The organism is Peribacillus butanolivorans, from assembly GCF_001273755.1.
Taxonomy (GTDB): Bacteria; Bacillota; Bacilli; order Bacillales; family DSM-1321; genus Peribacillus; species Peribacillus butanolivorans.
In genome coordinates this window covers 413,022-436,083 of the sequence record NZ_LGYA01000001.1, presented here as the reverse complement: position 1 = coordinate 436,083, position 23,062 = coordinate 413,022, and the positions used below count along the sequence as shown (strand labels likewise).

General features: G+C 34.9%; 22 protein-coding genes and 3 pseudogenes. 3 read left to right on the top strand and 22 right to left on the bottom strand.

All coding sequences use genetic code 11. The features are described from left to right. The first annotated feature begins 1 nt into the window (after nucleotide 1). Complete coding sequence (locus tag AKG34_RS02175) at nucleotides 2-1,258, top strand: MFS transporter (protein WP_053344576.1); 1,257 nt, start codon at nucleotides 2-4, stop codon at nucleotides 1,256-1,258. Nucleotides 1,259-1,282: 24 nt separating this feature from the next. Beyond that, nucleotides 1,283-2,443 (top strand): nitrilase-related carbon-nitrogen hydrolase, encoded by a 1,161-nt coding sequence (locus AKG34_RS02170; protein ID WP_152952229.1) that lies wholly within the window; start codon nucleotides 1,283-1,285, stop codon nucleotides 2,441-2,443. Between the two features lie 194 nt (nucleotides 2,444-2,637). On the opposite strand, the pseudogene AKG34_RS02165 reads toward AKG34_RS02170, so the two are convergent. The 5 genes and pseudogenes from AKG34_RS02165 to AKG34_RS02145 all read right to left on the bottom strand — a co-directional run. Then, a pseudogene (locus tag AKG34_RS02165) lies at nucleotides 2,638-3,072 on the bottom strand (AAA family ATPase); the annotation flags it as partial. Between the two features lie 468 nt (nucleotides 3,073-3,540). Beyond that, on the bottom strand, nucleotides 3,541-5,319 hold the full coding sequence (locus AKG34_RS02160) for an aminopeptidase P family protein (RefSeq protein ID WP_053344575.1): 1,779 nt from the start codon (nucleotides 5,317-5,319) through the stop codon (nucleotides 3,541-3,543). After that, nucleotides 5,303-6,424: an ethanolamine utilization protein EutH gene (gene eutH, locus AKG34_RS02155; RefSeq protein WP_053344574.1), complete on the bottom strand. Its 1,122-nt coding sequence runs from the start codon at nucleotides 6,422-6,424 to the stop codon at nucleotides 5,303-5,305. The genes AKG34_RS02160 and eutH overlap by 17 nt, the downstream gene beginning before the upstream one ends. Before the next feature lie 40 nt (nucleotides 6,425-6,464). Further along, nucleotides 6,465-7,046, bottom strand: a complete 582-nt coding sequence (locus AKG34_RS02150) for a helix-turn-helix domain-containing protein (protein WP_053344573.1) — start codon at nucleotides 7,044-7,046, stop codon at nucleotides 6,465-6,467. Nucleotides 7,047-7,829: 783 nt separating this feature from the next. Then, nucleotides 7,830-8,375: a helix-turn-helix domain-containing protein gene (locus tag AKG34_RS02145; RefSeq protein WP_053344572.1), complete on the bottom strand. Its 546-nt coding sequence runs from the start codon at nucleotides 8,373-8,375 to the stop codon at nucleotides 7,830-7,832. Between the two features lie 152 nt (nucleotides 8,376-8,527). On the opposite strand from AKG34_RS02145, the gene AKG34_RS02140 reads away from it, so the two are divergent. Next, on the top strand, nucleotides 8,528-9,889 hold the full coding sequence (locus AKG34_RS02140; protein ID WP_053344571.1) for a D-serine ammonia-lyase: 1,362 nt from the start codon (nucleotides 8,528-8,530) through the stop codon (nucleotides 9,887-9,889). Nucleotides 9,890-10,355: 466 nt separating this feature from the next. Here AKG34_RS02140 and AKG34_RS26440 read toward each other — a convergent pair. The 17 genes and pseudogenes from AKG34_RS26440 to AKG34_RS02055 form a co-directional block, all read right to left on the bottom strand. Continuing rightward, a pseudogene (locus AKG34_RS26440) lies at nucleotides 10,356-10,478 on the bottom strand (acetyl-CoA C-acyltransferase); the annotation flags it as partial. Between the two features lie 366 nt (nucleotides 10,479-10,844). Beyond that, a complete protein-coding gene (locus AKG34_RS02135) occupies nucleotides 10,845-11,048 on the bottom strand; it encodes a zinc ribbon domain-containing protein (RefSeq protein ID WP_053344570.1) in 204 nt (67 codons plus the stop codon). A 190-nt stretch (nucleotides 11,049-11,238) separates the two neighbouring features. Then, nucleotides 11,239-11,634 carry a DUF2500 domain-containing protein gene (locus AKG34_RS02130; RefSeq protein WP_053344569.1) on the bottom strand — a complete coding sequence of 132 codons (396 nt, stop codon included), beginning with the start codon at nucleotides 11,632-11,634 and terminating at the stop codon, nucleotides 11,239-11,241. Between the two features lie 561 nt (nucleotides 11,635-12,195). After that, nucleotides 12,196-13,305 carry a lactonase family protein gene (locus tag AKG34_RS02120; protein ID WP_053347948.1) on the bottom strand — a complete coding sequence of 370 codons (1,110 nt, stop codon included), beginning with the start codon at nucleotides 13,303-13,305 and terminating at the stop codon, nucleotides 12,196-12,198. A gap of 258 nt (nucleotides 13,306-13,563) precedes the next feature. Then, entirely contained in the window at nucleotides 13,564-13,794 is a 231-nt protein-coding gene (locus AKG34_RS02115; RefSeq protein WP_053344567.1) for a hypothetical protein, read from the bottom strand. Nucleotides 13,795-13,796: 2 nt separating this feature from the next. Further along, nucleotides 13,797-14,120, bottom strand: coding sequence for a heavy metal-binding domain-containing protein (locus AKG34_RS02110; RefSeq protein ID WP_053344566.1), 324 nt, complete (start codon nucleotides 14,118-14,120; stop codon nucleotides 13,797-13,799). 259 nt (nucleotides 14,121-14,379) lie between these two features. Continuing rightward, a complete protein-coding gene (locus tag AKG34_RS02105) occupies nucleotides 14,380-14,640 on the bottom strand; it encodes a GNAT family N-acetyltransferase (RefSeq protein WP_236694852.1) in 261 nt (86 codons plus the stop codon). A gap of 256 nt (nucleotides 14,641-14,896) precedes the next feature. After that, nucleotides 14,897-15,277 carry a hypothetical protein gene (locus AKG34_RS02100; protein ID WP_053344565.1) on the bottom strand — a complete coding sequence of 127 codons (381 nt, stop codon included), beginning with the start codon at nucleotides 15,275-15,277 and terminating at the stop codon, nucleotides 14,897-14,899. 181 nt (nucleotides 15,278-15,458) lie between these two features. Further along, complete coding sequence (locus AKG34_RS02095; protein ID WP_053344564.1) at nucleotides 15,459-16,115, bottom strand: DUF4871 domain-containing protein; 657 nt, start codon at nucleotides 16,113-16,115, stop codon at nucleotides 15,459-15,461. 269 nt (nucleotides 16,116-16,384) lie between these two features. After that, on the bottom strand, nucleotides 16,385-17,581 hold the full coding sequence (locus tag AKG34_RS02090; RefSeq protein WP_053344563.1) for an FAD-dependent monooxygenase: 1,197 nt from the start codon (nucleotides 17,579-17,581) through the stop codon (nucleotides 16,385-16,387). A 319-nt stretch (nucleotides 17,582-17,900) separates the two neighbouring features. Then, complete coding sequence (locus AKG34_RS02085) at nucleotides 17,901-19,040, bottom strand: FtsW/RodA/SpoVE family cell cycle protein (protein ID WP_053344562.1); 1,140 nt, start codon at nucleotides 19,038-19,040, stop codon at nucleotides 17,901-17,903. 634 nt (nucleotides 19,041-19,674) lie between these two features. After that, a pseudogene (locus tag AKG34_RS02080) lies at nucleotides 19,675-20,047 on the bottom strand (NUDIX hydrolase). A gap of 128 nt (nucleotides 20,048-20,175) precedes the next feature. After that, nucleotides 20,176-20,550: a YkvA family protein gene (locus AKG34_RS02075; RefSeq protein ID WP_053344561.1), complete on the bottom strand. Its 375-nt coding sequence runs from the start codon at nucleotides 20,548-20,550 to the stop codon at nucleotides 20,176-20,178. Nucleotides 20,551-20,996: 446 nt separating this feature from the next. After that, complete coding sequence (locus AKG34_RS02070; protein ID WP_053344560.1) at nucleotides 20,997-21,446, bottom strand: DinB family protein; 450 nt, start codon at nucleotides 21,444-21,446, stop codon at nucleotides 20,997-20,999. Between the two features lie 96 nt (nucleotides 21,447-21,542). Continuing rightward, nucleotides 21,543-22,028, bottom strand: a complete 486-nt coding sequence (locus AKG34_RS02065; protein ID WP_236694851.1) for a hypothetical protein — start codon at nucleotides 22,026-22,028, stop codon at nucleotides 21,543-21,545. Between the two features lie 63 nt (nucleotides 22,029-22,091). Then, nucleotides 22,092-22,481: a VOC family protein gene (locus tag AKG34_RS02060; protein ID WP_053347947.1), complete on the bottom strand. Its 390-nt coding sequence runs from the start codon at nucleotides 22,479-22,481 to the stop codon at nucleotides 22,092-22,094. A 239-nt stretch (nucleotides 22,482-22,720) separates the two neighbouring features. Then, nucleotides 22,721-23,062, bottom strand: a 342-nt coding sequence (locus AKG34_RS02055; RefSeq protein WP_330219136.1) for a group II intron maturase-specific domain-containing protein, incomplete at its 5' end; no start/stop codon positions are given.

Sequence of the window (23,062 nt, the reverse complement as noted above, 5' to 3'; positions counted from 1 at the left end):
TTTGAAAAAGGAACCTACAAAAGTTAGATGGGGACTAGCATTCTTTTTCTTTATAATAGGTGTAATCGCTTACATGGACAGATCAAATATTTCAATAATAGCAAAACCAATGATGGATGATTTAGGCTTAGATAAAGTTCAGTTTGGTATGCTTGCATCATTATTCTCATTAGGTTACGCGTTAGTTCAAATTCCAGCAGGACTTATGGCAGAAAAGTTTGGTCCAAGAAAAATGATCACTTTTGCCCTAGTATGGTGGTCAGTATTTACGGGTTTGACGGGTTTAGTTAAATCTCACGGTCTATTGTTTTTGGTGAGATTCTTATTTGGGATAGGTGAAGGACCGATGTTTCCTGCTAACGCCGTATTTAATACAAACTGGTTTAGAAGAGATGAAAAGGCCAGAGCATCTAGTGCTTTATTGGCCGGTTCATATTTTGGACCAGTTATAGCCCCTATCGTTACGGTTTATATCTATCAATATTTTGGTTGGCAAGCTGTATTTTATATTTTCGGATTAATAGGAATAATCATTGCGGGTGTCTGGTACGTTATAGCCCGAGACTATCCTGAAATTCATAAACTTGTGAATGAACAAGAAAAAGAATATATACTTGAAGACAGAGAAATTGTTGATACCGCTAAAGTTAGAGCCCCATGGAATTCTTTTCTGAAAAGCTATAGATTTTGGGCGTTAGGATTACAATATTTTGTTGTTTTATATATTATTACTTTCTTTTTAGTTTGGTTACCTACCTATTTACTGGAAGATAGAGGATTCTCATTAAGTAAAATGGGATTTGCTGCAAGCCTACCTTGGTTAGCAATTCTGATAACTGTAATGACTGGTGGTATTCTTTCTGACTACTTAGTACGTAAAGGTTTTTCAAAGCAAATATCAAGATCCTCTTTAGCTATATCAGGTTTAATAGTATTTATTATTTCAATGTACCTTGCTGTTATGACAGTATCGCCTTATATGAATGTTTTATGGTTATCATTATGCTTGGGTTCACTAGGATTCACAGTAGTGTGTTCATGGGCTTCTGCTACAGACTTAGGAAGAAACTTTTCAGGTTCCGTTTCAGGTTGGATGAACTTGTGGGGAAATCTAGGAGCATTTGTATCACCGTTATTATGTGGTTGGTTAGCAGAAAACTTTGGGTGGAATATCACATTAGGAGTAACTATAATCCCTGTGTTTATTGCAGCTATATTATGGTTGTTTGTGAAACCAGATACTTCATTACTAAACTAAATACAATTAAGAGGAGTGACCAATGTGAATTATCTAGTATTTCAAATGGATTTAGTAGTTGGAAATCCTGAAGTGAATAGGAAAATCATTGAACGCTGGTTAGAAGCTAACTATAGTGATGATGTGGATGTTGTAGTACTTCCTGAAATGTGGTCTACGGGCTATGTGTTGGAGGAACTGGAAGAAATCTGCAAAGTGGATGGTAATCAATCAATTGAATTTTTACAATCACTGGCTAAGAAGTTTAATGTAAACTTGGTGGGTGGCTCGATTGCCGTACTAGAAGGTAAAGATATCTTTAATCGTGCAGTTATTGTAAATCGAATGGGTGAGATTGTTCATACATATGACAAGATGCACCTTGTTCCGATGTTAGATGAACCCAAGTTTTTAACAGGCGGTCATAATCAAGTGGAAGTATTTGAACTTGAAGGTGTGAAAATGGGGATTATTATTTGTTACGATTTACGATTCCCTGAAATTATTCGTGACTTAGCATTACAGGGTATTCAAGTATTACATATCGTAGCAGAATGGCCACTCGCAAGGGAGACACATTGGAATACTTTACTTCGTGCACGCGCAATTGAGAACCAAATGTATGTTGTTGCATCAAATGTAACGGGAACAAAGTTAGGAGTGGAATTCGCAGGTTGCTCACAAATTGTAGATCCATGGGGAGACATTGTTCAAAAATTAGATCAAGAAGTTGGTGAATTAAAAGCAACTTTAAATTTAGAGACAGTCCCGCAAGTCAGAAAAGATGTGCCGATCTTTAGTAGTCGTGTACCATCACTTTATAGGTCCAACCTAAGATTCTTCTTAGACGGAGTGGAGAAAATATCGAGACCTGAAATTGAATTCACAGACTATAAGAATTTTAAACTTGAGCCAATTGATGGGTTGGTAGAAGGGCTGTCACAAAGGGTTATTTCAGAGAATTCGTCAACACAGGAAATGGTTCGTATTTTGGAGTTCGCACCCGGTACAGACACGACGCCTAATGGAGTTCAAGTGCATCATTATTGGGAAGAGCTATATGTCGTTAAAGGGTCTGTCATAGATTTAACTTTAAATAAGATATTCACTGCGGGAATGGTGGCTTCACGTCCCCCCGGAATGCAACATGGTCCATGGAAGTCAACGGATGGTTGCGTAATGTTTGAAGTGCGATACAGTCGATAATAAAGTGCTGATAATTTGATAATGAGTGGAGTTTTTAATAATGGGGTACCACCTATTTCGATGACAAAAAGACGACAATCCAAATGAAAGTTGTCATTTTCCCCAATAATTTGCGCTTATTTTAAGTGTTATTTTGCACATCCAACTTTGAAACCCAGCTACCTTCACACGAGAAGATTAGCTGGGTTTCTTAATTATTTACGTCCAATCACTAAGCTATTTCGTGTAGCTTCTACGGCTTCTGTTGTAATGGATGTCAGGTGATTGATTTCGAGAATACGTTCAATTTGAGTAAATAACCGGTGAATGAGTCTAAAATTACAGTTTGTGACTTTCATGATGTTAGTGAGTGCCTCATAGTCGGAAAAGTCCTCCCGTTTGATGGAGATGCCGAGTTCATCCCATTTATATTCTAAAATATGGTGCATCTCTTCTTTACTGAGTTTCTGAAATTCGTGAGCAAAACCGATACGGGAGTAAAGCTGAGGGTAACGAACTAACCTTTTTTCAATCCCTCGCATCCCGATGAATATCATGGCTACGTCATGTTGATCATAGATATCACGAAGTTGTTCTAAATGTTGCAATTTTAAACGATCGATCTCATCCACTATAATTAAGTGAATCCCCTCGAAAGCGTTAGAAGTGTTCATTTCTTTCTCACCTCTAGGGCATATCGAACCTAATGAACAGCAAGGAAGAAATCATGGAAGCCTTTAAAGACTTTCACTCCGGCAAAATGGGTAATCTAGATTTCTAATATTCAACAGCCCACCGCCATTTAATAAATAACCATCTTAACACATTTAAGTTTACCGTTATTTATGATACGGTTCTCCGTAACGAACCTAAGTGAGTACCTAGTATTCTTAATCCCTTCCTATTCCTTTTTATAAGACCCCTCGTGTTGAAGCAGCCATTCCTTCCTCCATAAACCACCTGCATAACTGGTTAAAAACACCCGGAATTCTATTTAATCCATATGTCTCTTTTGTAATTTCTACTTGTACTTTAAAGGAATCGGCATAAAGGTTAGTGAATATCATTGATTTTATACTTTAAGGCGAAAAATATTCCTTGTATTCGGCAATACCTATTTATATTTCCCTAGTTTCTTCCCTTAGCCATCCTCTCTCTTCTTCATTTAAATAAGGAGCTAGCTTCGTATATACCTCTTGATGATAATTGTTTAACCATTGCTTTTCACTCTCTGTTAACATATCTTTATTGATACCGGCTAAATCAATTGGGCAATACGTAATTGTTTCAAACTTCATAAATTGACCAAACTCTGTTTTCTCGTCTTCAACTACTAACATCATATTTTCAATTCTAATTCCATATTTACCTTCAAGGTATATTCCCGGTTCATTCGTAATAATCATGCCTTTTTCTAATGTAACATTATTATTATTATTCCTTATGCTTTGTGGTCCTTCATGAACATTCAAGAAAAAACCTACCCCATGTCCTGTCCCGCATTTATAGTCTAAACCATACTGCCATATTGGTTGCCTTGCTAAAACATCTAAGTTAGAGCCTGTAGCTCCGTATAAATATTTTACTGAGCTTAATGCAATAAATCCTTTTAACACCAAAGTAAAATCTCTTTTTTGTTCATCGGTAAGTTTTCCTAAAACAATCGTTCGTGTAATATCTGTTGTTCCATCATAATACTGTCCGCCTGAATCAATTAAAAAAAGACCTTCATTCTTAAGAGTAAATTGCGTTTCTTTATTGGCTTTATAATGCATCATCGCAGCATGTTCTCTATAACCTGCTATCGTATCAAAGCTAGGTCCAACATATCCTTCCTGCGCCCTTCTGAAATCTTCTAATCTTTCTTCTGCAGTAATCTCTGTAATTTCTTCTTTGTCTACAACGTTTTTTAGCCATTTTATAAATTTCACCATGGCTAAACCATCTTTTATTTCACACCATTTTACATTTTTTATCTCAACTTCATTTTTAATAGCTTTTAAATTAGTCGTGATGTCAGGAATTTCAATTTTCTTTGTAATACTGTTAATGGCATTATATAATCTGCTATTTGTTTTATTCGTATCTAAAATAATGGTATCTCCGCTTGAAAGATTTCCTAAGAAAGTTTGTATTTCATGATTCGCTTTTAACTTGATTCCTTCAGCCTCCAGTTCTAATTTAACCAAAGGGGAAACCTTGCAAGAATCAATAAATAAATAACATTTATGTTCTCCTACGATTACATTAGCTATTACAACTGGATTGTTAGGCACATCGGCCCCTCTTATATTCAAAAGCCATGCAATGTCATCAAGGGAAGTTAAAATATAATAATTTGCTCCTATATTTTTCATTTCTTTTCTTACTTCATTTAATTTTTCCACTTGTGATTTGCCTGCATATTTTACGTCATGAGTAAAAATTGGTCCTTTAGGAATCTCCGGTCTATCTTCCCACAGATCACCAATTAAATCTTGATTCATTTTTAATACGATTCTCTTTGCTTTTAGATCTTTTTCCATCTTTTTAAGCATATTAATTGAAAAAACATTTCCATCAAAGCCCACAATGCTTCCTTCATTAAGAACATCTGCTAGCCATTCTGAATAAAATGGTACCCCTGGATCCACCATTCTAAATAATCTGATTCCTGAGCCCTCAAGCTGCTTTTCTGCTTGAATATAGTATCTACCATCTGTCCATAACCCAGCATCCTCTAATGTAATAACTACAGTACCTGCAGACCCTGTAAATCCTGATATCCATTGTCTACATTTCCAATGTTCTGCTACATATTCACTCTGATGTGCATCAAAACTGGGAATTATATAAGCATCCATTTGATTTTCTTTCATTAGCTGTCTTAACTTTTCGACCCTATCCCTGATATTCATTACTAATACCTCCATTTTCCTTAAAACTAAATTCTTTATTTTCACGATCATATAGCCATGCAGCTAGTACTATACTAATTATTCCGGCTGTAAGCTTTGATATGATAAACGCTCCTAACATTTCTGGGGCTACTCCTGACACAAATCCAAATTGACCTCCAAATACAAATGCTCCACTTACTCCAAAGGCAGTACATACCACTTTTCCTTTAGGATTCATTTCCTTAAATGTTCCAAATATCAACAGATTACTAGCCAAACTTCCTAGAATGCCTGCTACTGACACTGAATTAATTCCAAATTTCTCCCCTATTTCTTTAAAACTATTTTTAAAAATTCGATTGATAAGTGCTAGCATAGGATATGCTCCACCTAAAACAAATGCGATCTTGCCTACTATTACAGTAGATTCAGATAGTGGTGCTAATCCTGAGACAAGCCTTACACCAAAAATCACATCTATACCTTGTAAAAGTAATCCAACAGTACTCAAACTCATTATAAGCTTTCCAAATACATTAAAAACTTTTATAAAAACATGAGGAGCTTTTAATAATCCTGCTCCTAAAATAATGGCAAAAACAAATATAGGTACCAGATTCCATACTAATATATTGATATTTATTTTTTGCCATAAGCCTGCTGCAAGACATCCTATTGGTATAGTAATAATTCCAACCAACACACCCTTAGAAAAATATTTTTCATCCTCTTTAGAAAGCATCCCTAACGCGACAGGTATTGAAAAACTAATTGTGGCTCCTAATGTAGATGCGATGATAATTCCTGAGAATGCCCCCATTTCCTCTGTCAATGCTAGCTCATTAGCCATTTGATAGCCCCCCATATCTACAGCTAAAAATGCTGCTGGAACGATAGAAGGATCTAGATGAAAAACTCTAAAGATTGGAATAATCTCAGCGGATAAAAAATTTGTAAATATAGGGGCTAAAGAAAGTATTCCTATCATGCCAAGCCCTAAAGCTCCCATGGTCTTTATGCCTTCCTCAAATTTCCCACCCAGTTTCAAATGATTTCCGGTAATATAATCAATAGCTCCGATTACAAAAAAAGAACCGATTAGATATAATACAAATTTATCCATAGTTATGATCACTTTCTATTTACTTTATATAATGTCTTTACTAATCAGCATCTGTAGTATAAAACCCACTATTGTAGATATAATTAGGCGTATTAACAGCTATAAGCTTGACCTTTTTGTTCGTATAATTAGCCCAATTGTGGGCAATATTTGAGTCCATATGAACACTGTCACCAGGATATACTTCATGCCTCTTACCATTTATGTAAACTGTTAATATACCCTCTAAAACATAAATGAACTCTTCTCCCTTATGCTTATAGGATAATATTTCTTCATCTTTCTTTTGAGGAAGAATTTCTATAAGCCTTGGAAAAAGTTGTTTATTTTCTAAATTTGTACTTAAACTATACTTAATAAAACCACCTTCTACTGAATCCATTAATTCTTGTTCATAACTTCTTAAAACCATATCTTTCCTTTTAAGTGGATAATCAAAAAAATGTGTTAAATGTACTTCCAAAATATCAGCTAGTTTTTCAAGTGAATCAACTGCTATGGTAGTAAGCCCCCTTTCTAATTGAGACAGAAATCCAACAGATAGTTCGCTTTTTTCACTTAACTCTTTCAAAGTAATTCCTTTTTCAGTCCTCAATTTCTTTATTTCCATTCCTATATTCATCACTTCACCCCGAATTTTCATTATTGTGAATAATATAATATATATTAGAGCAACACACAATATATTATGAAATAATTTCATAAATATGAAAATCATTTAATTAACGTAATCATCTATTCTCTCAAGAACAGTCCGTAGAATTACACAATCTGGCACAAAAAAAGACGCTTGATCTATTAGATCTATGCGCCTAGATTGTTAGATAATAAAATACGAAAAAGCGCTATCTTATTGTGCCTTACTCAACTAAAGCGCCAATAACTCGAAGGAGAGTAAAGATACAGTCTGCCTACAATTTGATCAACCAACCTCAGTCTTCTGGTTAGGTCATGTTTTTTAGGTACAGATCTATATTCAAATGAGGAAAAATTTTCGAGCTTTGAGCAAGTTTTGAAACTTCTCCCTGATTTTGTTACATTGTAAATAGTTGAATTTGGATGATTACTTTCAAAAACAACCACCTAAACCGTTGTCACAATAACGTTCTAAGTGGTTCTATTTTTAACCTCACTTACTTATGATACGGTTCATCACTAGTAATCCTAAACTACATCAATGACAATATGCATAATTGTTAAATAAGAGTAAAAACCCTTCTTCAACTAAACTGCCCCTTTAGTTTAAGTACAATATTTCACAATCTTATCTATATACATGAATATACAGTTTTCTTTATAGGTGTTGTTCAATTATCTGACCCTATAATGGAAATAAGCGCTGTTCCTTGTTACAGAAAAGCGCCCGATTGTGGAAGAAGAACATTACATGTAACATTTTTCTACATTAAAACACAGGTGGGGTAACTGAAAATAATACAACTGCATTTTCACTAAAATTATTTTCCCATTTATGTTTCAAATTTGCTGGTATTTTCACACTATCACCAGCTTCTAATAGATATTCTTCTTCACCTAAATACACCTTAATTTTTCCTTCTAAAATAAATGCTACTTCCTCTCCTCTATGTTCTAGAAGATTTTCTGACGAAGAAGTATTCGAAGGAACTTTCATAATCGCTGTTGCTAAATTACCCGTAAAATTAGGTGACAATAACTCATAAGACAAATTATCAATGATCATTTTCTTACGTTTACTAGACCTAACGATTAAATCCTCCGTAATTGTTTCTTCAAGTAAAAGACTAAAAGTTGGAACATTCAGGGTTTTAGCTAAGACCTTTAGGGTTTGAATAGAAGGATTCGCCAAACCTCGTTCAATTTGGCTTAACATTGAAGGTGTAATTTCAGCTAATTTTGCTAACTCTCTACTACTCAATCCTTTAGCTTTTCTATATTTTTCAACTTTCTTACCAATATCTATATTTTCCATAATCGATACTCCTTAACGAAATGTTAAATTTGATTTAAATAAATTAAATTAAAATTAACATAGAGATAATTGTGTGTTAAACTGTATTAAAATTTATTTAATTATAATTTATAACACAACTCGTTACAAGAAAACTTAGGAGGATCAAACAAATGAAAGAGATTGAAAGCAAAGATATACAAACATGGAAAGACCAATATCCTTTACTAAACAAGCTCATTTCGATGGATGAAGTATTTTGGCTCAATCCAAATGTAGAAAAATTTCAAACGGGCATTAAAAAATCCCCCCTTACTCAAGAAGATGTAAGAGATGCAGAGGAAAGGTTGAAGCGTTTTGCTCCATATATCGCCAAAGTTTTCCCTGAAACAAAAGGAACGAATGGTATCATAGAATCTCCTTTAGTGAGAATTCCTGCCATGAAACAATCCTTAGAACAGGATTATCAACAACCTATATTAGGAGAATTATTACTAAAATGTGATAGTCACCTTCCTATCTCAGGATCTATTAAAGCAAGAGGCGGGATTTATGAAATTCTCAAACATGCAGAAGAATTAGCTTTTCAACATCAATTGTTAACGATTCAAGATGATTATTCGATTTTAGATAGTGATAGGTTTCGATCCCTTTTCTCACAATATTCAATCGCAGTAGGCTCGACTGGAAATTTAGGACTTAGTATTGGTATCATCAGTGCAAAGTTAGGTTTTAATGTTACTGTTCATATGTCAGCTGATGCAAAACAGTGGAAAAAAGACTTGCTTAGAAGCAAAAATGTCAAAGTTATTGAATATAATGCTGATTATAGTAAAGCTGTAGAGGAAGGTCGAATCCAAGCAGATAGTGACCCAACATGTTATTTTGTGGATGATGAAAATTCTCACGACCTATTTTTAGGATATGCAGTGGCTGCATCTCGATTGAAGAAACAATTAGAAGAGCTAGAGATAATAATAGATGAAAATCATCCTTTGTTTGTTTACCTTCCATGTGGAGTAGGTGGAGGTCCTGGAGGCGTAGCTTTTGGTTTGAAATTATTGTATCAAGACCATGTTCACTGTTTCTTTGCAGAACCTACCCACTCACCGTGTATGTTACTCGGTTTAATGACTGGACTTCATGATAATATTTCTGTACTTGATGTTGGTATCGATAATGTAACAGACGCGGATGGACTTGCTGTAGGAAAGCCATCTGGGTTTGTGGGTAAAACTATGGAACCTTTTTTAAGTGGTAATTATACGGTTAGCGATGAACAGTTGTATAAGTTGCTAAAAGAACTAGTCGATACAGAGGGGATCCATTTAGAACCCTCTGCACTTGCAGGCATGATAGGACCAAGTAAATTATGTAAAGAGGGCATCGATTATTTACAGAAGCATAGTTTAACGGAAAAGATGAGTAAGGGTACACATATCATTTGGGGGACTGGTGGAAGCATGGTTCCTGAAGAGATGATGACACAATATTATCAAAAAGGGGTGAAATTAGCGTTAGAGAAACAGAAGTAATTTAACACGGGGTAGTTTAACCCCGTGTTTTTATATTTGAAATTACAGTTCTTGTTAAACTAATCTCCCGATAGTATAAGTACAAACCCTCATAAACTCTTCTAAACTTTAATTTAGATATCAAATTTTCTATGAAGGTGTTGTTCCACAATCTGGCCCGATTGTGGAACAACAAAATCCTGTATATCGATACATGACTTTTGATCAAACTTAATTTAAATTATCAATCTTTTTTATAAATCATCGAACTTTTTACAAATTATCAAACTTTATTTTAAATCTACAGTAGGCTTTTTTTATTTTTCTTGCTTATTAGCTAACTGTTTTTATGTAACGTTGAATATAATTGTTTATTTTTGTGTTTGTTCATCAGCTAACTCACCCGTTTATTTGAACAAGGAGACATCCTTTATTTGAATACCTCGTCTATTTCATTGCTGTCGTAATCTAATATCCAATCGATGAATTATACAAGCTCTGACATCAGTGCCATTCCCTGCCCTCCACCAACGCAGAGAGTTGCAATTCCATACTGTTTTTGTCTTCTTATCATTTCATAAAGAAGGGTTATTGTAATTTTGGCTCCTGTTTATTTCTTCTTTCACCACGCTTTATCCAGGCGACGTAATTGTAACTGGTCCCCCGGGGAAGTCGGACTTAAACGTAATCCACAAGTATTTATGAGACCCGGTGACACAGTGGATGTAAAAGTAAGTCAAATTGGAGTATTAACCAATAATATTAAAGCCGAATGAATTAAGACAAAAAAATGATTTCGTTATGTGCCTGCAGTTTAAATAAAAGAGATACTTACTACATGACACCAATAAAGTAGAAACCCTTGAGATTCAAAGTCTTATAGTATAGGAATTTTGAAGAAGTAATGTACGTCATGCATAATGAAAAAAACAAGAATCTCCTTTTTTTAAAAAAGGAGATTCTTCTCGTGCCGTGATCAACCAAAGAATAGATCCAGCAGATTACTGCCTGCTGATGATTGCCTATTATAAAACTCCGAATAGCCGCACTTCTTGCAATACACAACTGTAAATTGATTATTTTGGACATCAAACATTTTCGACAATCCTGTTCCAGTCATTGCCACGTCCTTCTTAGCAGCATCATTGCTTCCACATTTCATACATCCTTTTTCACTCATGATTCTTCATCCCCCAATTTATGTAGGTTTAATTAAAATAGCTTATCTATTAAATCCTATATTTTCATCTTGGCAGTACTAACAGATACTGAACAAAGCCAATTATTTCAGTTGTGTTCTATGTTAAATGGAAATAAAATTATGTAATTTTATTACCTTAAAGCGTAAGCGTTATCCATTATCAGTCAGTCTAATTTTTCCTAGTAAAATCAATATATCTTGTTCCTTGAAAGGTTAAAGTGCCGATATCTCCTTCTGCAAGAACACCAAACTCCTTGCCTGAAATACGAAATTCTGATCGATCGCCACTCTCAAATTCAAATGTAGTAAAATAAGTCGTAGATGAGCCATGCGAGTGGACAGTGTTATTATGTTCGTGAAGATGACTATTCCTTGTGACATTCGTTCGTTTAATTTTTACAATTGCAGGAACCGATAAGCGAGGAGATTCCTCATTTTTCTTCCATTGGCTAAGACCACTGAATAAATTAACTATTATTACTATAAAAATGATAACGAAAATAATTCCTATAAATATCGGAGCAACTGTGAAAAGCCAATCTCCGCTTCCACCAACATCGTACAATAGATATTCCTCCTTGTTATGATAATAAAATATACGGATAAAATGAAATAAAGTTTCAGACTACCTTCAAAAAAATGGCATATACATTTTGGACTTATCCTACCCTTTGCTCTTCGAATGGCTCCCCTTCATAATGAAGAGTAGCACTTGTTAGTTGAAGAAGACTTTTTACTTTACGAAGGTAAAGTGATAGATTTTCAATGGAAGGGATGCTGGTGAAAATGGGACATGTATTAGTTGTTGGCGGTACGGGAATGTTAGCGGATGTTTCTAAATGGCATGCATATCGATAATCGCTCGGGATAAATTGAAGATGCAAAAAATAGAAAGGGAGAGTTCTTTTTATTCCCCCTTTTTTAAAACCAAGGTATGTGTCTATAAAAACATTTATGAACGTTCGTCGTTTTTGATTGACTTTTGCGAATGTTTTTTAATAGAAAGGAAGAAAACAGGAGTCGCTGCAGCAACTCACCCTCTTGAACTCAAGCCCCCGTTAGTTGAAGATGACCCATACACTAAGAGAAACTTTCTACTCCATCAAATGTGATGGACCAAATAGAATCAAAGAACAGCCAACCCTTGTGATCCTAAATATGGAAAGTTGGTCCAAGCAGCAACCTGCAATCTAACCAGACTTCCATCATCTTGAATAGTAAATACGGAGACTGTGCCCTGATTTCCGTTAAGAGTGTAAAAATGCCGTCCATCTTTACTCACTCCAACATCCATGGGCAGTCCTGGAGCTGTACCTGGCGGTGTACTGGTAATATGCCTTACAACTGAAAGTGCTCCATTGCGATCGATTAGGTAGGTGGAGATGGTGCCGCTTAAGGTATTGGTAATATATGCAAAACGTTCATTCCTCGTTGTTACAACCCAGCATGCGGTTTTATATCCAGTTGGTACAGAGCCACTGATCACATGAAGGATCCCGTCGGTACTCATTGAATAGGATGACAGGGCATTTGAATCTGCTTCAGTAACTAAGAGGATTCCAGAGGATAGAAAATAAGCACCCAATGGTCCTTGACCATAAGAATCATTAACGATTGGTTCTGTAACCGTACCATTTTGATTTACATGGAATACACTGAGATGGTTTGAAGTAAGCTCGGATACAAGGATTTTACTACCATCACGAGTGAAGAGAACCTGAGCGGGCTGAGCATTGAAAGTACTGAGAGAATGGGTGGATCCAGGAATAGGAGTAAGGCGTCCGTTATTATCTATGCGAAAACCAGTGATATTGGAGGCGAAATTGTTAGCCACATTCCCTACATTGGCAACATAGACAAGATTACCAAACACATCTACGGTATTGGGCTGAGTACCTCCTGATGGCTTCACATCCACGAGAACGGGTGCACCGCTGTCAGTAATGATAAAACTGCTGATACTATGGCTGCCTGCGTTCACTGCAAGAAGGAAACGTCCATCACGGGACAAAGTTAGGGCTCCTTGTGACGCAAGGGGATCAACACCATCGTTTGCCGTTGCAGTGGAGACTTCCTTTGTACCAGTACCTCTACCATAAGTTGGGTAGGAATCCACAAAGGTAAGCATTCCATTCATGTCCCTGTAAAAGGAAATGATTTGATTCATTACTTCATTATTGGTCATAATGTAAACCATACTCGCATTCGCACGGAAATATTCGTTCATTATCTGCATTTTATACCTTCCTCCTTTCATTGTTTTATATGGTGCTTTTCCCATTAAATTCCCCAAATTGATGCAAATTGGTTAAAAGGATTATCATCCACTTATCCCACAGCCTATCTTTAGTTATAACAACAACTGAAAAAGGACTGCCGAAACAGTCCATTTATTGTTAAACTAAACTGCCCCGTTAGTGCCATAAGAAAAAGGCTGCCTCAGCAACCTTCCTTATTGAAGTAAAGCACCTGTTTGTTGAACAAGCGCAGCCTTCTATTCTTCACCTTTTTCTTCAATATATCTACGTTCACCGTTTTTGCGATTAACATAGACTCTTATTAAAACCTTTGAAATTGGGTCAATAAATACTTCTTGCGTGGGCTCAAAATCTTTTGAAAGGTTATCATTATTTGCTTTATAACGCCTATCTTTACGTTTGGAAAAAATCCAAAAGAGAAGTAATAAACAAATTTGAAATAAAAAATAATACCAAATCCATTTCATATTTACTCAACCTTTTCAATTACAACTGCTGTTCCGTATGCTACAATTTCACTCATGTTTTGTCCAATTTCACCTGAATCAAATCGAAACATGACTATTGCATTAGCCCCCATTGCATGAGCGTTCTGTGTTAATCGGTCTATTGCTTGTTTTCTTGCATCCTCAAGCATTTCTGTATATTCATGAATTTCTCCGCCTACAAGAGACCTAAACGCCGCAGTAACTTGTCCAGCAAAACCACGACTTCTTACAACCAGACCAAAACAAGCCCCTTTTATTTCTTTAATTTTATACCCCTCAATCTGTTCTGTCGTTACAATTAGCATAAATACTCCCCCTTGTATATATTAAGATAAATATGTTCTTATGTGCCAATCATTTACTAATGAAACAAGTGTACTATTCAATGGTTTATCCAGGTTCTTCATATATATTTTTTTCAAATTAAGAAACAATACATCTTCTTTCTTGGTTTCTAAGCAACCCTGCTATTGAAGTAAAGCACCTGTTAGTTCACTTTATAAAATTTTGCTTTTTATAAAAGTCCTTTGCAACACTGTTCTCCAACCAATAATCTAATTCTATTTAATCTATTCCTCGATCGTTCGCAATTTCATATATACATTCCATAAGACTTGAACCATACCCCTTATTCCTCTTTGTTTCTACTATGCTAATCTCGTGTATATATTCTCTTATCTCTATCCAAGCATAGCCAAGAGCTTCTTCGTTATCTTCTAACAAAAGGAAAATGAAACTTTCGTTATTAACCAGACTTTTGAAAACTTCCTTCACATTTTCCCTTAAAGTATTTAGGATATAAATTTGAATGTAAATCGTGCACATATTTATTTAATTTAGCGACCAAATTGAAATTCCTGGTTTGACTAATTTTCATAACAAATCCCTCATCTATCTTTCACTATTTTAGGGAAATTTTCAATATTCCCCTCTTATTGAACTATCCTGCCTCGTTAGTTCAATAAAGAAACTGCTGCCTTAAAGATAGCTCTGATCTTCAGCTAACCCGCCCGTTAGTAAAAAAACAAAAAGGCATTAATACTTATTCAGTAAAGAATTCTTTAGCAAAAACATCAATGCTTTAGTCTTTCTTTTTCCAAGACATTAAATCAGAAAAAGCCAATCCAAATGATACACCAAAAGGGATACTTAAATCCCAAACATCCATTTCCGAACTTTTTAAAAAATAATACATAAGATAGTATGTAGCACTTAAAGAAATAAACCAAGTAATAAACGTAAAAAGCCTTTTTCTTATTTGAATCCAATTTAACTTCCTTGTATTCGCAATAACTAGAAAGATGGAGAACAAACCATATAGAAGAAGATAGATTACATATCCTATGATAACTTTAAGAGAAAGCGAAGTATCAATATCCTTATATATTATAAATATCGTAATTATGGTTCCTGCCAAAAATACAATAAACAATATTATGTTTATTGAAATATATTTCTTCATCTTTTACCCCTTTACCTTCAAAGTCTTGATATCTTTTGATTATCTCAAAATATCAGAACTTATGTATTGATAACTCATTCCTTGTTGAACTAACCAGCCCCGATAGTTCTATAAGAAAAGGAGCTGTTTCCAGCCCCCTAAAGAAGTAATGCCCCCTTTAATTGATGCAAAGATATCACCCTCAATTGTCAAGATAATATATATTTGGTTCCTTTTTTTTAGTTACATAAACGTTCATATTTCCTATAGATTCATCATTTAAAAATAGTTGCAATTTCCAAATACCAGATTCGCTGAATTTAATTGAAGTGGATGCTATAGATACAGGGAATTTAAAATTAATTTTTATATCTTCTTCTATACTTTTATTAATACTAACTGGCTTTGGGGTATAATCTTTAGGCATTTCTTTTATAGGTGTCTCTTTCTTAACTATCTCTCCTTTTGCTGTTATACTCTTTCCACTTTCATCTTGAACGGCTTTTAGCTCTAACTCACCTAAAGGAAGCTTGTCATCAATTGTCCAAAAAAGCCATTCCAACTTAATTTCTTTATCCATTATCAAAGGTTTATCGAAAAAACCAAATTTTCGATTCCCCCCCCTTATTTCATATACCATTATTACATCTTTTACTTTTTCATGTATTTTGAATGTTGGTGTTTGTTTTGAATTGTTGTTAGATGAAATAATTTCAGAACTAGAATTTGGTTTAATACTTTGTTCCTTTAGGACATCTTGTACCTCTGCTTTCGCAACATTGTCATTGTTTTGCTTCGAAGAACACCCTAACAATAAAACCAGGGATAAAACTAAAACAACAAAATAGTGTATTTTCATTATTACTCCTTTCAAATTTAGGATTAATATTAATGACGTAATTAGTTTGGTTTAGTTTCAATTTTATGGAAAAATCGTAACTTATTCATCTTTTTCTTATAGAACTATACTGCCCCTTTAGTTCCATAAAGAGCTGCCGAAGCAACTCCCTTATTGAAGTAAAGCACCCGTTAGTTTAACAAGAATAGTAGTATTTCAATTATGCTTATAGCTTTTTCCACTTTTAATCACAAAAAATATCAAAGAAATAAAAAATAAAATATCACATATCAATAATCTTTCAGTTCAATCCCGTTGGCAGCTTTCGCTATCATTTTCGAAATCATCTTAAACGATACAACCATAAGGATGGGTACGCGAAACATTAAATTGCGTAGAAAGATTTTGAAGTTTGATTTTTCAATCATACTCCCGGCAGCCATTAGTCCTATTTTTTGATTTTTCTCAACAAACTTTCTCATTTTTTGTTCGTAGGCAACAAAGGCACGGGTGAAATCGCAATCTGCAGCTTTGAGTTCACCAGCTAATACAAAAGCTCCGACAAGCGCCAGGCTAGACCCTTGACCCGATAGGGGTGATGGGCCATACGCCGCATCGCCTAACAATGTAACCCGACCTTTTGACCATGTCGGCATATGAATCTGGCAAATCTCGTCAAAATAAAAGTCTGTCGCATCTTTCATGGTTTTGAGTAGATTCGAGGTTTCCCAGCCCGTATGGCCTACGAAGGCATTTTCTACAAGTTTCTTTTGAGCTTCTGTATCATAGCGGTCGTATTTCAATGCCTCTGATTGGAACAAGAACATCCCCCTTGCTTCGGTATTGTTACGGGCGCTATACATACCTACAGTTTTGCCTGGTATCGTATAAAACAGCTGGCGGTGGTCGAGGTTGAGGTAATTCTCAAGGGTGAAAATTGAGATATAACAGCCAAGCGTACGTTTAAACTGTGCTTCGTCGCCAAAAGTCAAGGTGCGCACATTAGAATGGAGACCGTCCGCTCCGATTACCAGATCGAAAGTCTGCGGCTTGCAATACATAAATTGAACTTCTGCACCAGCTTCAGTCTCATGTATTGCGGTAATCGAATCGCCCCAAATGTATTCGACCGTATCCTTAGTTAAATCGTACAAAATGTGACAAAGATCGTCACGCATGATTTCGATGTCCAGACCTTGATGGTTCCCCATACTCGCTTCGCTTATTTGACCTTCGATCTTGCCTTTGCTATTCACGAAGTAAACACCAGTCATGTTCGTGTCAGCTGCACGAACTTGATCGAGTATACCCATCCCCTCAAGCACCGTAATGGCTGCACCACGGATATCAACCCCGTACCCACCCGTGCGCAATGCTGGTGCACGTTCTATTACAGTCACGTCGAATCCGTGGCGGTGAAGCCAGTAAGCAAGTGCCGGACCGGCAATGCTCGCACCAGAAATAAGAACGCGCATCCTTTGTTTCATAATTGCTTATTCACTCCTATCCTAATTAAAGTCTTAACATATCCACAGTATATTCACGGCCTATTTAACTTATTTACCACAGTAAAATATTAGAACTTTAATAATTCAACAAAATGGCCCAATTGTTGAATAAAGATCCAACAGCACTCTTCAACTAATCCTGTTAGTTGCATAAGACTTATTGTTGAGTTGACACATACTGTGACATAAAAAAAAGACGGGTTTTACCGTCTAATAAATTGCACTAGTTTTCTTAGTAAAAACAAACCTAATATTACGAAAAGAGAAAATTGAATTAATCCTGGAATACTTAGCCACCTTAGTCAAACATATATGCTCTTTTTCGATAGCTTATTGAAAAGATTAAGCCCATTGCTAACATATTGCCCATTAATGAGCTGCCTCCGTAGCTTATAAAAGGTAAAGGTATCCCTGTTATAGGCAGTAAACCTATATTCATTCCAACATTCTCAAAAATATGGAAAAAAATCATAGAAACCGCACCTGCACATAGGTAAGATTCAAAACTATTTTTGACATCTATGGCTAACTTCACCATGCTCGAAATAAGGAGAAAATAAATTGTTATTAAAATACTAGATCCTAAGAAACCAAATTTAGAAGCAATAACGCTAAATATAAAATCTGTATGTGCTTCAGGAACGTATACACCGTCTCCTCTATAACCATAAAATGCACCTGATCCTATTGCAAGTAAGGCTTTGGTTAGGTTATATCCTTCTCCTGATTGATAAGACTCTGGGTCAATCCAAGCATAAATCCTTCCTAATTGAAATGTTTTTATTCCCATTAATTGAAGAAGTTCAGGGTTAAGAAAAACTAAGTAAAAAATTCCACTGGCAATTAATACGCAAATAATAAAAATAACACCAATTATTCTCCATGATATTCCTGAAACAAATAATATCCCTATAAAAATACACATTAATACTAAAGATGTTCCTAAATCTGGTTGTTTCATAATTAAAAGTATAGGAAGAAGTGTTGCGGCCCCCATCTTAATTAATAGAATAAAATCTGTTTTCAAAGTTTTGTCTACATATTTATTATGATGTTTTTGTATTAAGTAACTTAAACAAATTATTAAAGATATTTTAGTAAATTCAGCTGGCTGTATAGACCCAATCCCAGGAATTTGAAACCAACTTTTGGCACCATTTATTTCTCGTGCTATTGACTCAGGTGACAAAATTAATGCAATCAATAGAAATAAACTAAGCGAGTAAATAAACCAATTCAAGCGAAATATTTGTTCAGAATCTAAATACATAACTCCTAAAATCATACCGAAACCTATAAAATACCAAGATACTTGTCTAAATAAAAAATTCCCTTCGTATTGACCAAATTCTTGAGCAGTATATATAGCTATACAACTAGTTATAAATAGCAAAAGTAAAAGTGTAATTAGGTTGTAATCCAACTTTGAATTTTTCATTTTTTCCCCTTGTAAATATTTTCTTATGTTATAATTTTACTTCATTATACTAAAAATGTTTTTCTTTTTATTTGTTCAGTGATTAAATTTTGGTAGTAACATAGCCTCATTTAAATATTATTTCACCAAAAGTATTTTAAGGTATACCATTAATACCAGTAACAGATATAAACTAATAACAATCCTTTTGACTTTTTCAAACTCCCCCAAGCGTTGAGCATATCCCCAGATATAAAAACCAGTAGCCTTTAAGGCTACATCTTGCCTTAAAGGCTACCAAATTCGTCTGTAAGAAGTTACCTATCCATTTCCCATACATGTTGACAACTTTTTGCATTATTCTTGCCTCTTATTTTCTGCTGCTGGCGATTTTGTTCCCTTTGCATTTCCCTTCCTGCCTGTTCAATGCCATTTACCTATTTTTTTCCTGGCTTATTATAACATAATAAAAACTCTAATTTATTAATATACTTATTTTTGTAATCTTTTCATTAATTTACCTGATAGATTAATTAAAGAAGGATACTTTTTACTTGAATTTGAAAGTTGAAGTCTAAGAATTTCACTTATAAAAGGCCGCCAATTGGCGGCCTTCTTATGGCGCTAACGCGCCCGTTAGTTTAAGTACTTTCTTTTACAAACTTTCACTTGGAGTAATATGTTTTTTAATATTTAATATCCTTTTGTTTAATTCCCATAATGCAGTTTTATTACTATCCCATTTCAAAAGTGCTACTGCCTCTTCAAAACATAACCATTTGTAATTGAGGTGTTCTTTTGATAATGAAATATCTTTTATAGGTACTTTAACACCAAAAGAAAATTCTTTTATTACATAAACGTCCAAATGCTTCTCGTTTTGCTGATTCGATAGGAGTCTCACCATCTTCCCCACCACCAGCTAATCCCTGCCAATATCCATAATCACTTCTGTTAAAAATGGCATATTGAATAGCGTTGTCAGTGATAATATAAGGAAATATTAAAACTTGATAAGGTGCCCTCATTGCTTAACTCCTCCTAAAAATAAAAATAAATTTGATCTCTTCTTCCACTATCCTGCCCCGATAGTTAAATAAAGAAAAAGCTGCCTTAAAGACAGTTCCGATCTTCAGCTAACGCGCCTGTTAGTTCATTAAATTATAAATTGTAATAATACCCATAATAAAATTAAACCCCAAACTAATATTATTATTGAGCCGAATATCCAATTCTTAGGTTTACCTTTTTTCATCAACTCTTCTGCCTTTTCTTCACAATCGGTTAGTACACTATCTGGTATCATCTTTAATGCAAGCATTATACCTAATGGAACGATAATTACATCGTCTATATAGCCAAGAATCGGTATAAAGTCAGGTATTAAGTCAATTGGACTGAATGCATAAGCTACTACACAGGTAGCAAATAACTTTGCATACCAGGATACTCTATTATCTTTATAAGCAAAGTAAAGTATAAAAACTTGTTTCTTCAAATTCCTTGTCCACGCTTTAATTTTCTTAAACATTTTATGCTCCAAATAACATTTATTTTTATTCAATTATATCCAAATTAAGATTTATAAATGAATGTCTTAATGAACTAAACTGCCCCGTTAGTGCCTTAAGAAAAAGATTGCCTCAGTAACCTTCCTTATTGAAGTAAAGCACCTGTTACTTCAACAAAAATAAAGCCTCCTGTTTGCACAGCAATGGTCATACGACAGCACTACTTCACCAGCAGAAAATATTAGAAATTATTAATCTTAAATGTAACAGCTAGTTGAAAGGTAAATTTCTATTATACTCACATTCCATTAGATGACTGGCGTGCAGTGGAAATTTCCGTCCTGATTTTTACGTCAAACATTCTCTGTTCAGCAACATGAAGAATCTCATCTAATGAGTCGCACCTGTTAGTGGAATATAGTCGCATATCATAAACTAGTATTGAACAAGGCTACCCCGAATACATCTATCTCACAAATGTAATAAAGTCAATATTAACTGGTTCAAAACCATCTGCTCGAAGTCGTGAGTTAATCTGTCCTCGATGATAATGACCATGCAATGCTACATGAGTTAAAATATCCCGTACAGAATTCTTAAACTCTTTTCCTTTACTATTTGTGTAGGATATTAATTTATCCAGGTCAGTATTTGATAAATTAGTAAGAAACATTGTTAAACTCTCTTTATTTTGCATAACAAGCTCTGCACAGACTTCTATATCGACCTCTGACCAGATGGGCAGTCGTGAACTGTCCAATCCTCGTAATCTAGTCATCCATACTTTTTCTGCAAGTAGGATATGGGAAAACAAACGGCTCACCTCTTGATTTTTATCTTCAATACTTTGCAATGTTTCAAGAATACGTTGATTAGCCCAATTTAAATGCTCATACATCTTTTGGATATTTTTCAATGAGAATCTCACCACCAATGATTGAATTTTCCAATAGGATTTCCCCTTTTAAAGTAAGAAAAAGGTTGCCGCAGCAACCTCCATTAATGAAGTAAATCACCCATTTGTTGAATAATGAAATTTGAAATTCCACTCTGTCCAATCATAATAATTAACTACCAATATTGTACTTGTGTTTTCCGCCTCATCTTCATCAAAATCTCTATCCTCAATCCATTGTTGATAATGAATAATTTCGTGAGCCATGCTATTTAAAATAGCCAAGACAGCATCCTCTTCTCCTCGTTCAGATACTAATTCTTCATAATCCCCTGTTGCAACTCTAATGTATGGCTCCACATCCTTATCGTAAGGAGCAAAAAACGTCGCACTTACCATCTCTTTAGTATCTAAAGTTTTAATTTGATAATCTTTCTTAATGTACACAACACACCTTATTGGAAATTTCTTATTTATTCGTAACCAAATAGCAAAATTCAAACAGGCTTGTCTTACTCTTGAATTAACACCTTGTTCGCATCTTACTCTTAACCCTGAACGTAGGTACTGTATATTAGACATCATGTCTTTACCCTTCTTCAACTAATCTGCCCCGTTACTTCAATAAGAAAAGAGCCAGTAATGGCAGCCTTTATCTTTGCCTACTTATAGATCTTTTTGATTAACATTTAGTTCAATCAAATTACCATCTGGGTCGGCACAAAAAATTTGTGCAAATCCACTTTTTCCATATGGTTTTTCAAGTATTTCAACTTTATTCTGTTTTAACCATTTAAGAGTGTCATAGTGGTTCTCTACTCTAAGGGCAAAGTGACCTTCTCTGCTGGATAAACTTTTATCCTTACGAATTGTCTGTGAAGAGGGATCGACTATCAAGTGAAGTTGATGTCCCTCTATTTCATACCAGGCACCTGGAAAATCAAAATTAGGACGCTGTATTTCTTTTAAACATAAAGTTTTACCATAGAATTCTTTTGCTCTTTCCAAATCTGTCACAGTAAGACTTACATGATGGAGGCATTTATATTTAATCAAAACCTTCACTTCTTTCATTTCAACTATTTTTTTACCTTAGTCATTTTGTGGCTAAGATGACCCTTTGCACCGCATCTGGAGCTGGATCGGTTAATTTAAACTATTCGGCAGCTAGAATCAATAATCCTTCTTCAACTAAACTGCGCTCGATAGATGAATAATCGAGTAGGGGGAAAATAAGTTTATTTTCGCCCCTCTCACAACACCGTACGTACGGTTCGCGTATACGGCGTTTCAATTTATATCACAGTGTGTACTTTTAGATAATGTTCTAAAGCAGAGGGGACTCCCCTCTGCTTTAGTCTTTTGTTTGAGATTGCTCTTTGGACGACTTTGGATACTCCTATGAATCGGTAACCTTTTCGACAGTAGGTTAATCCTTTCGCTTCTTCCTCCGGAATTCCTAGTTGAATAAGCGATTTAATTTGTTTCTTCGCTACTTTCCATTGTTTCCATATGATGACCCTAATTCTAGAGCGAAGCTTTGTGTCTATTCGTTCCGTCGTTTTTTTCATGTTTGCCACTCTGAAGTAGTTTACCCATCCAACTATTACTTGGTTCAATTTCAATATTCGGTAGTC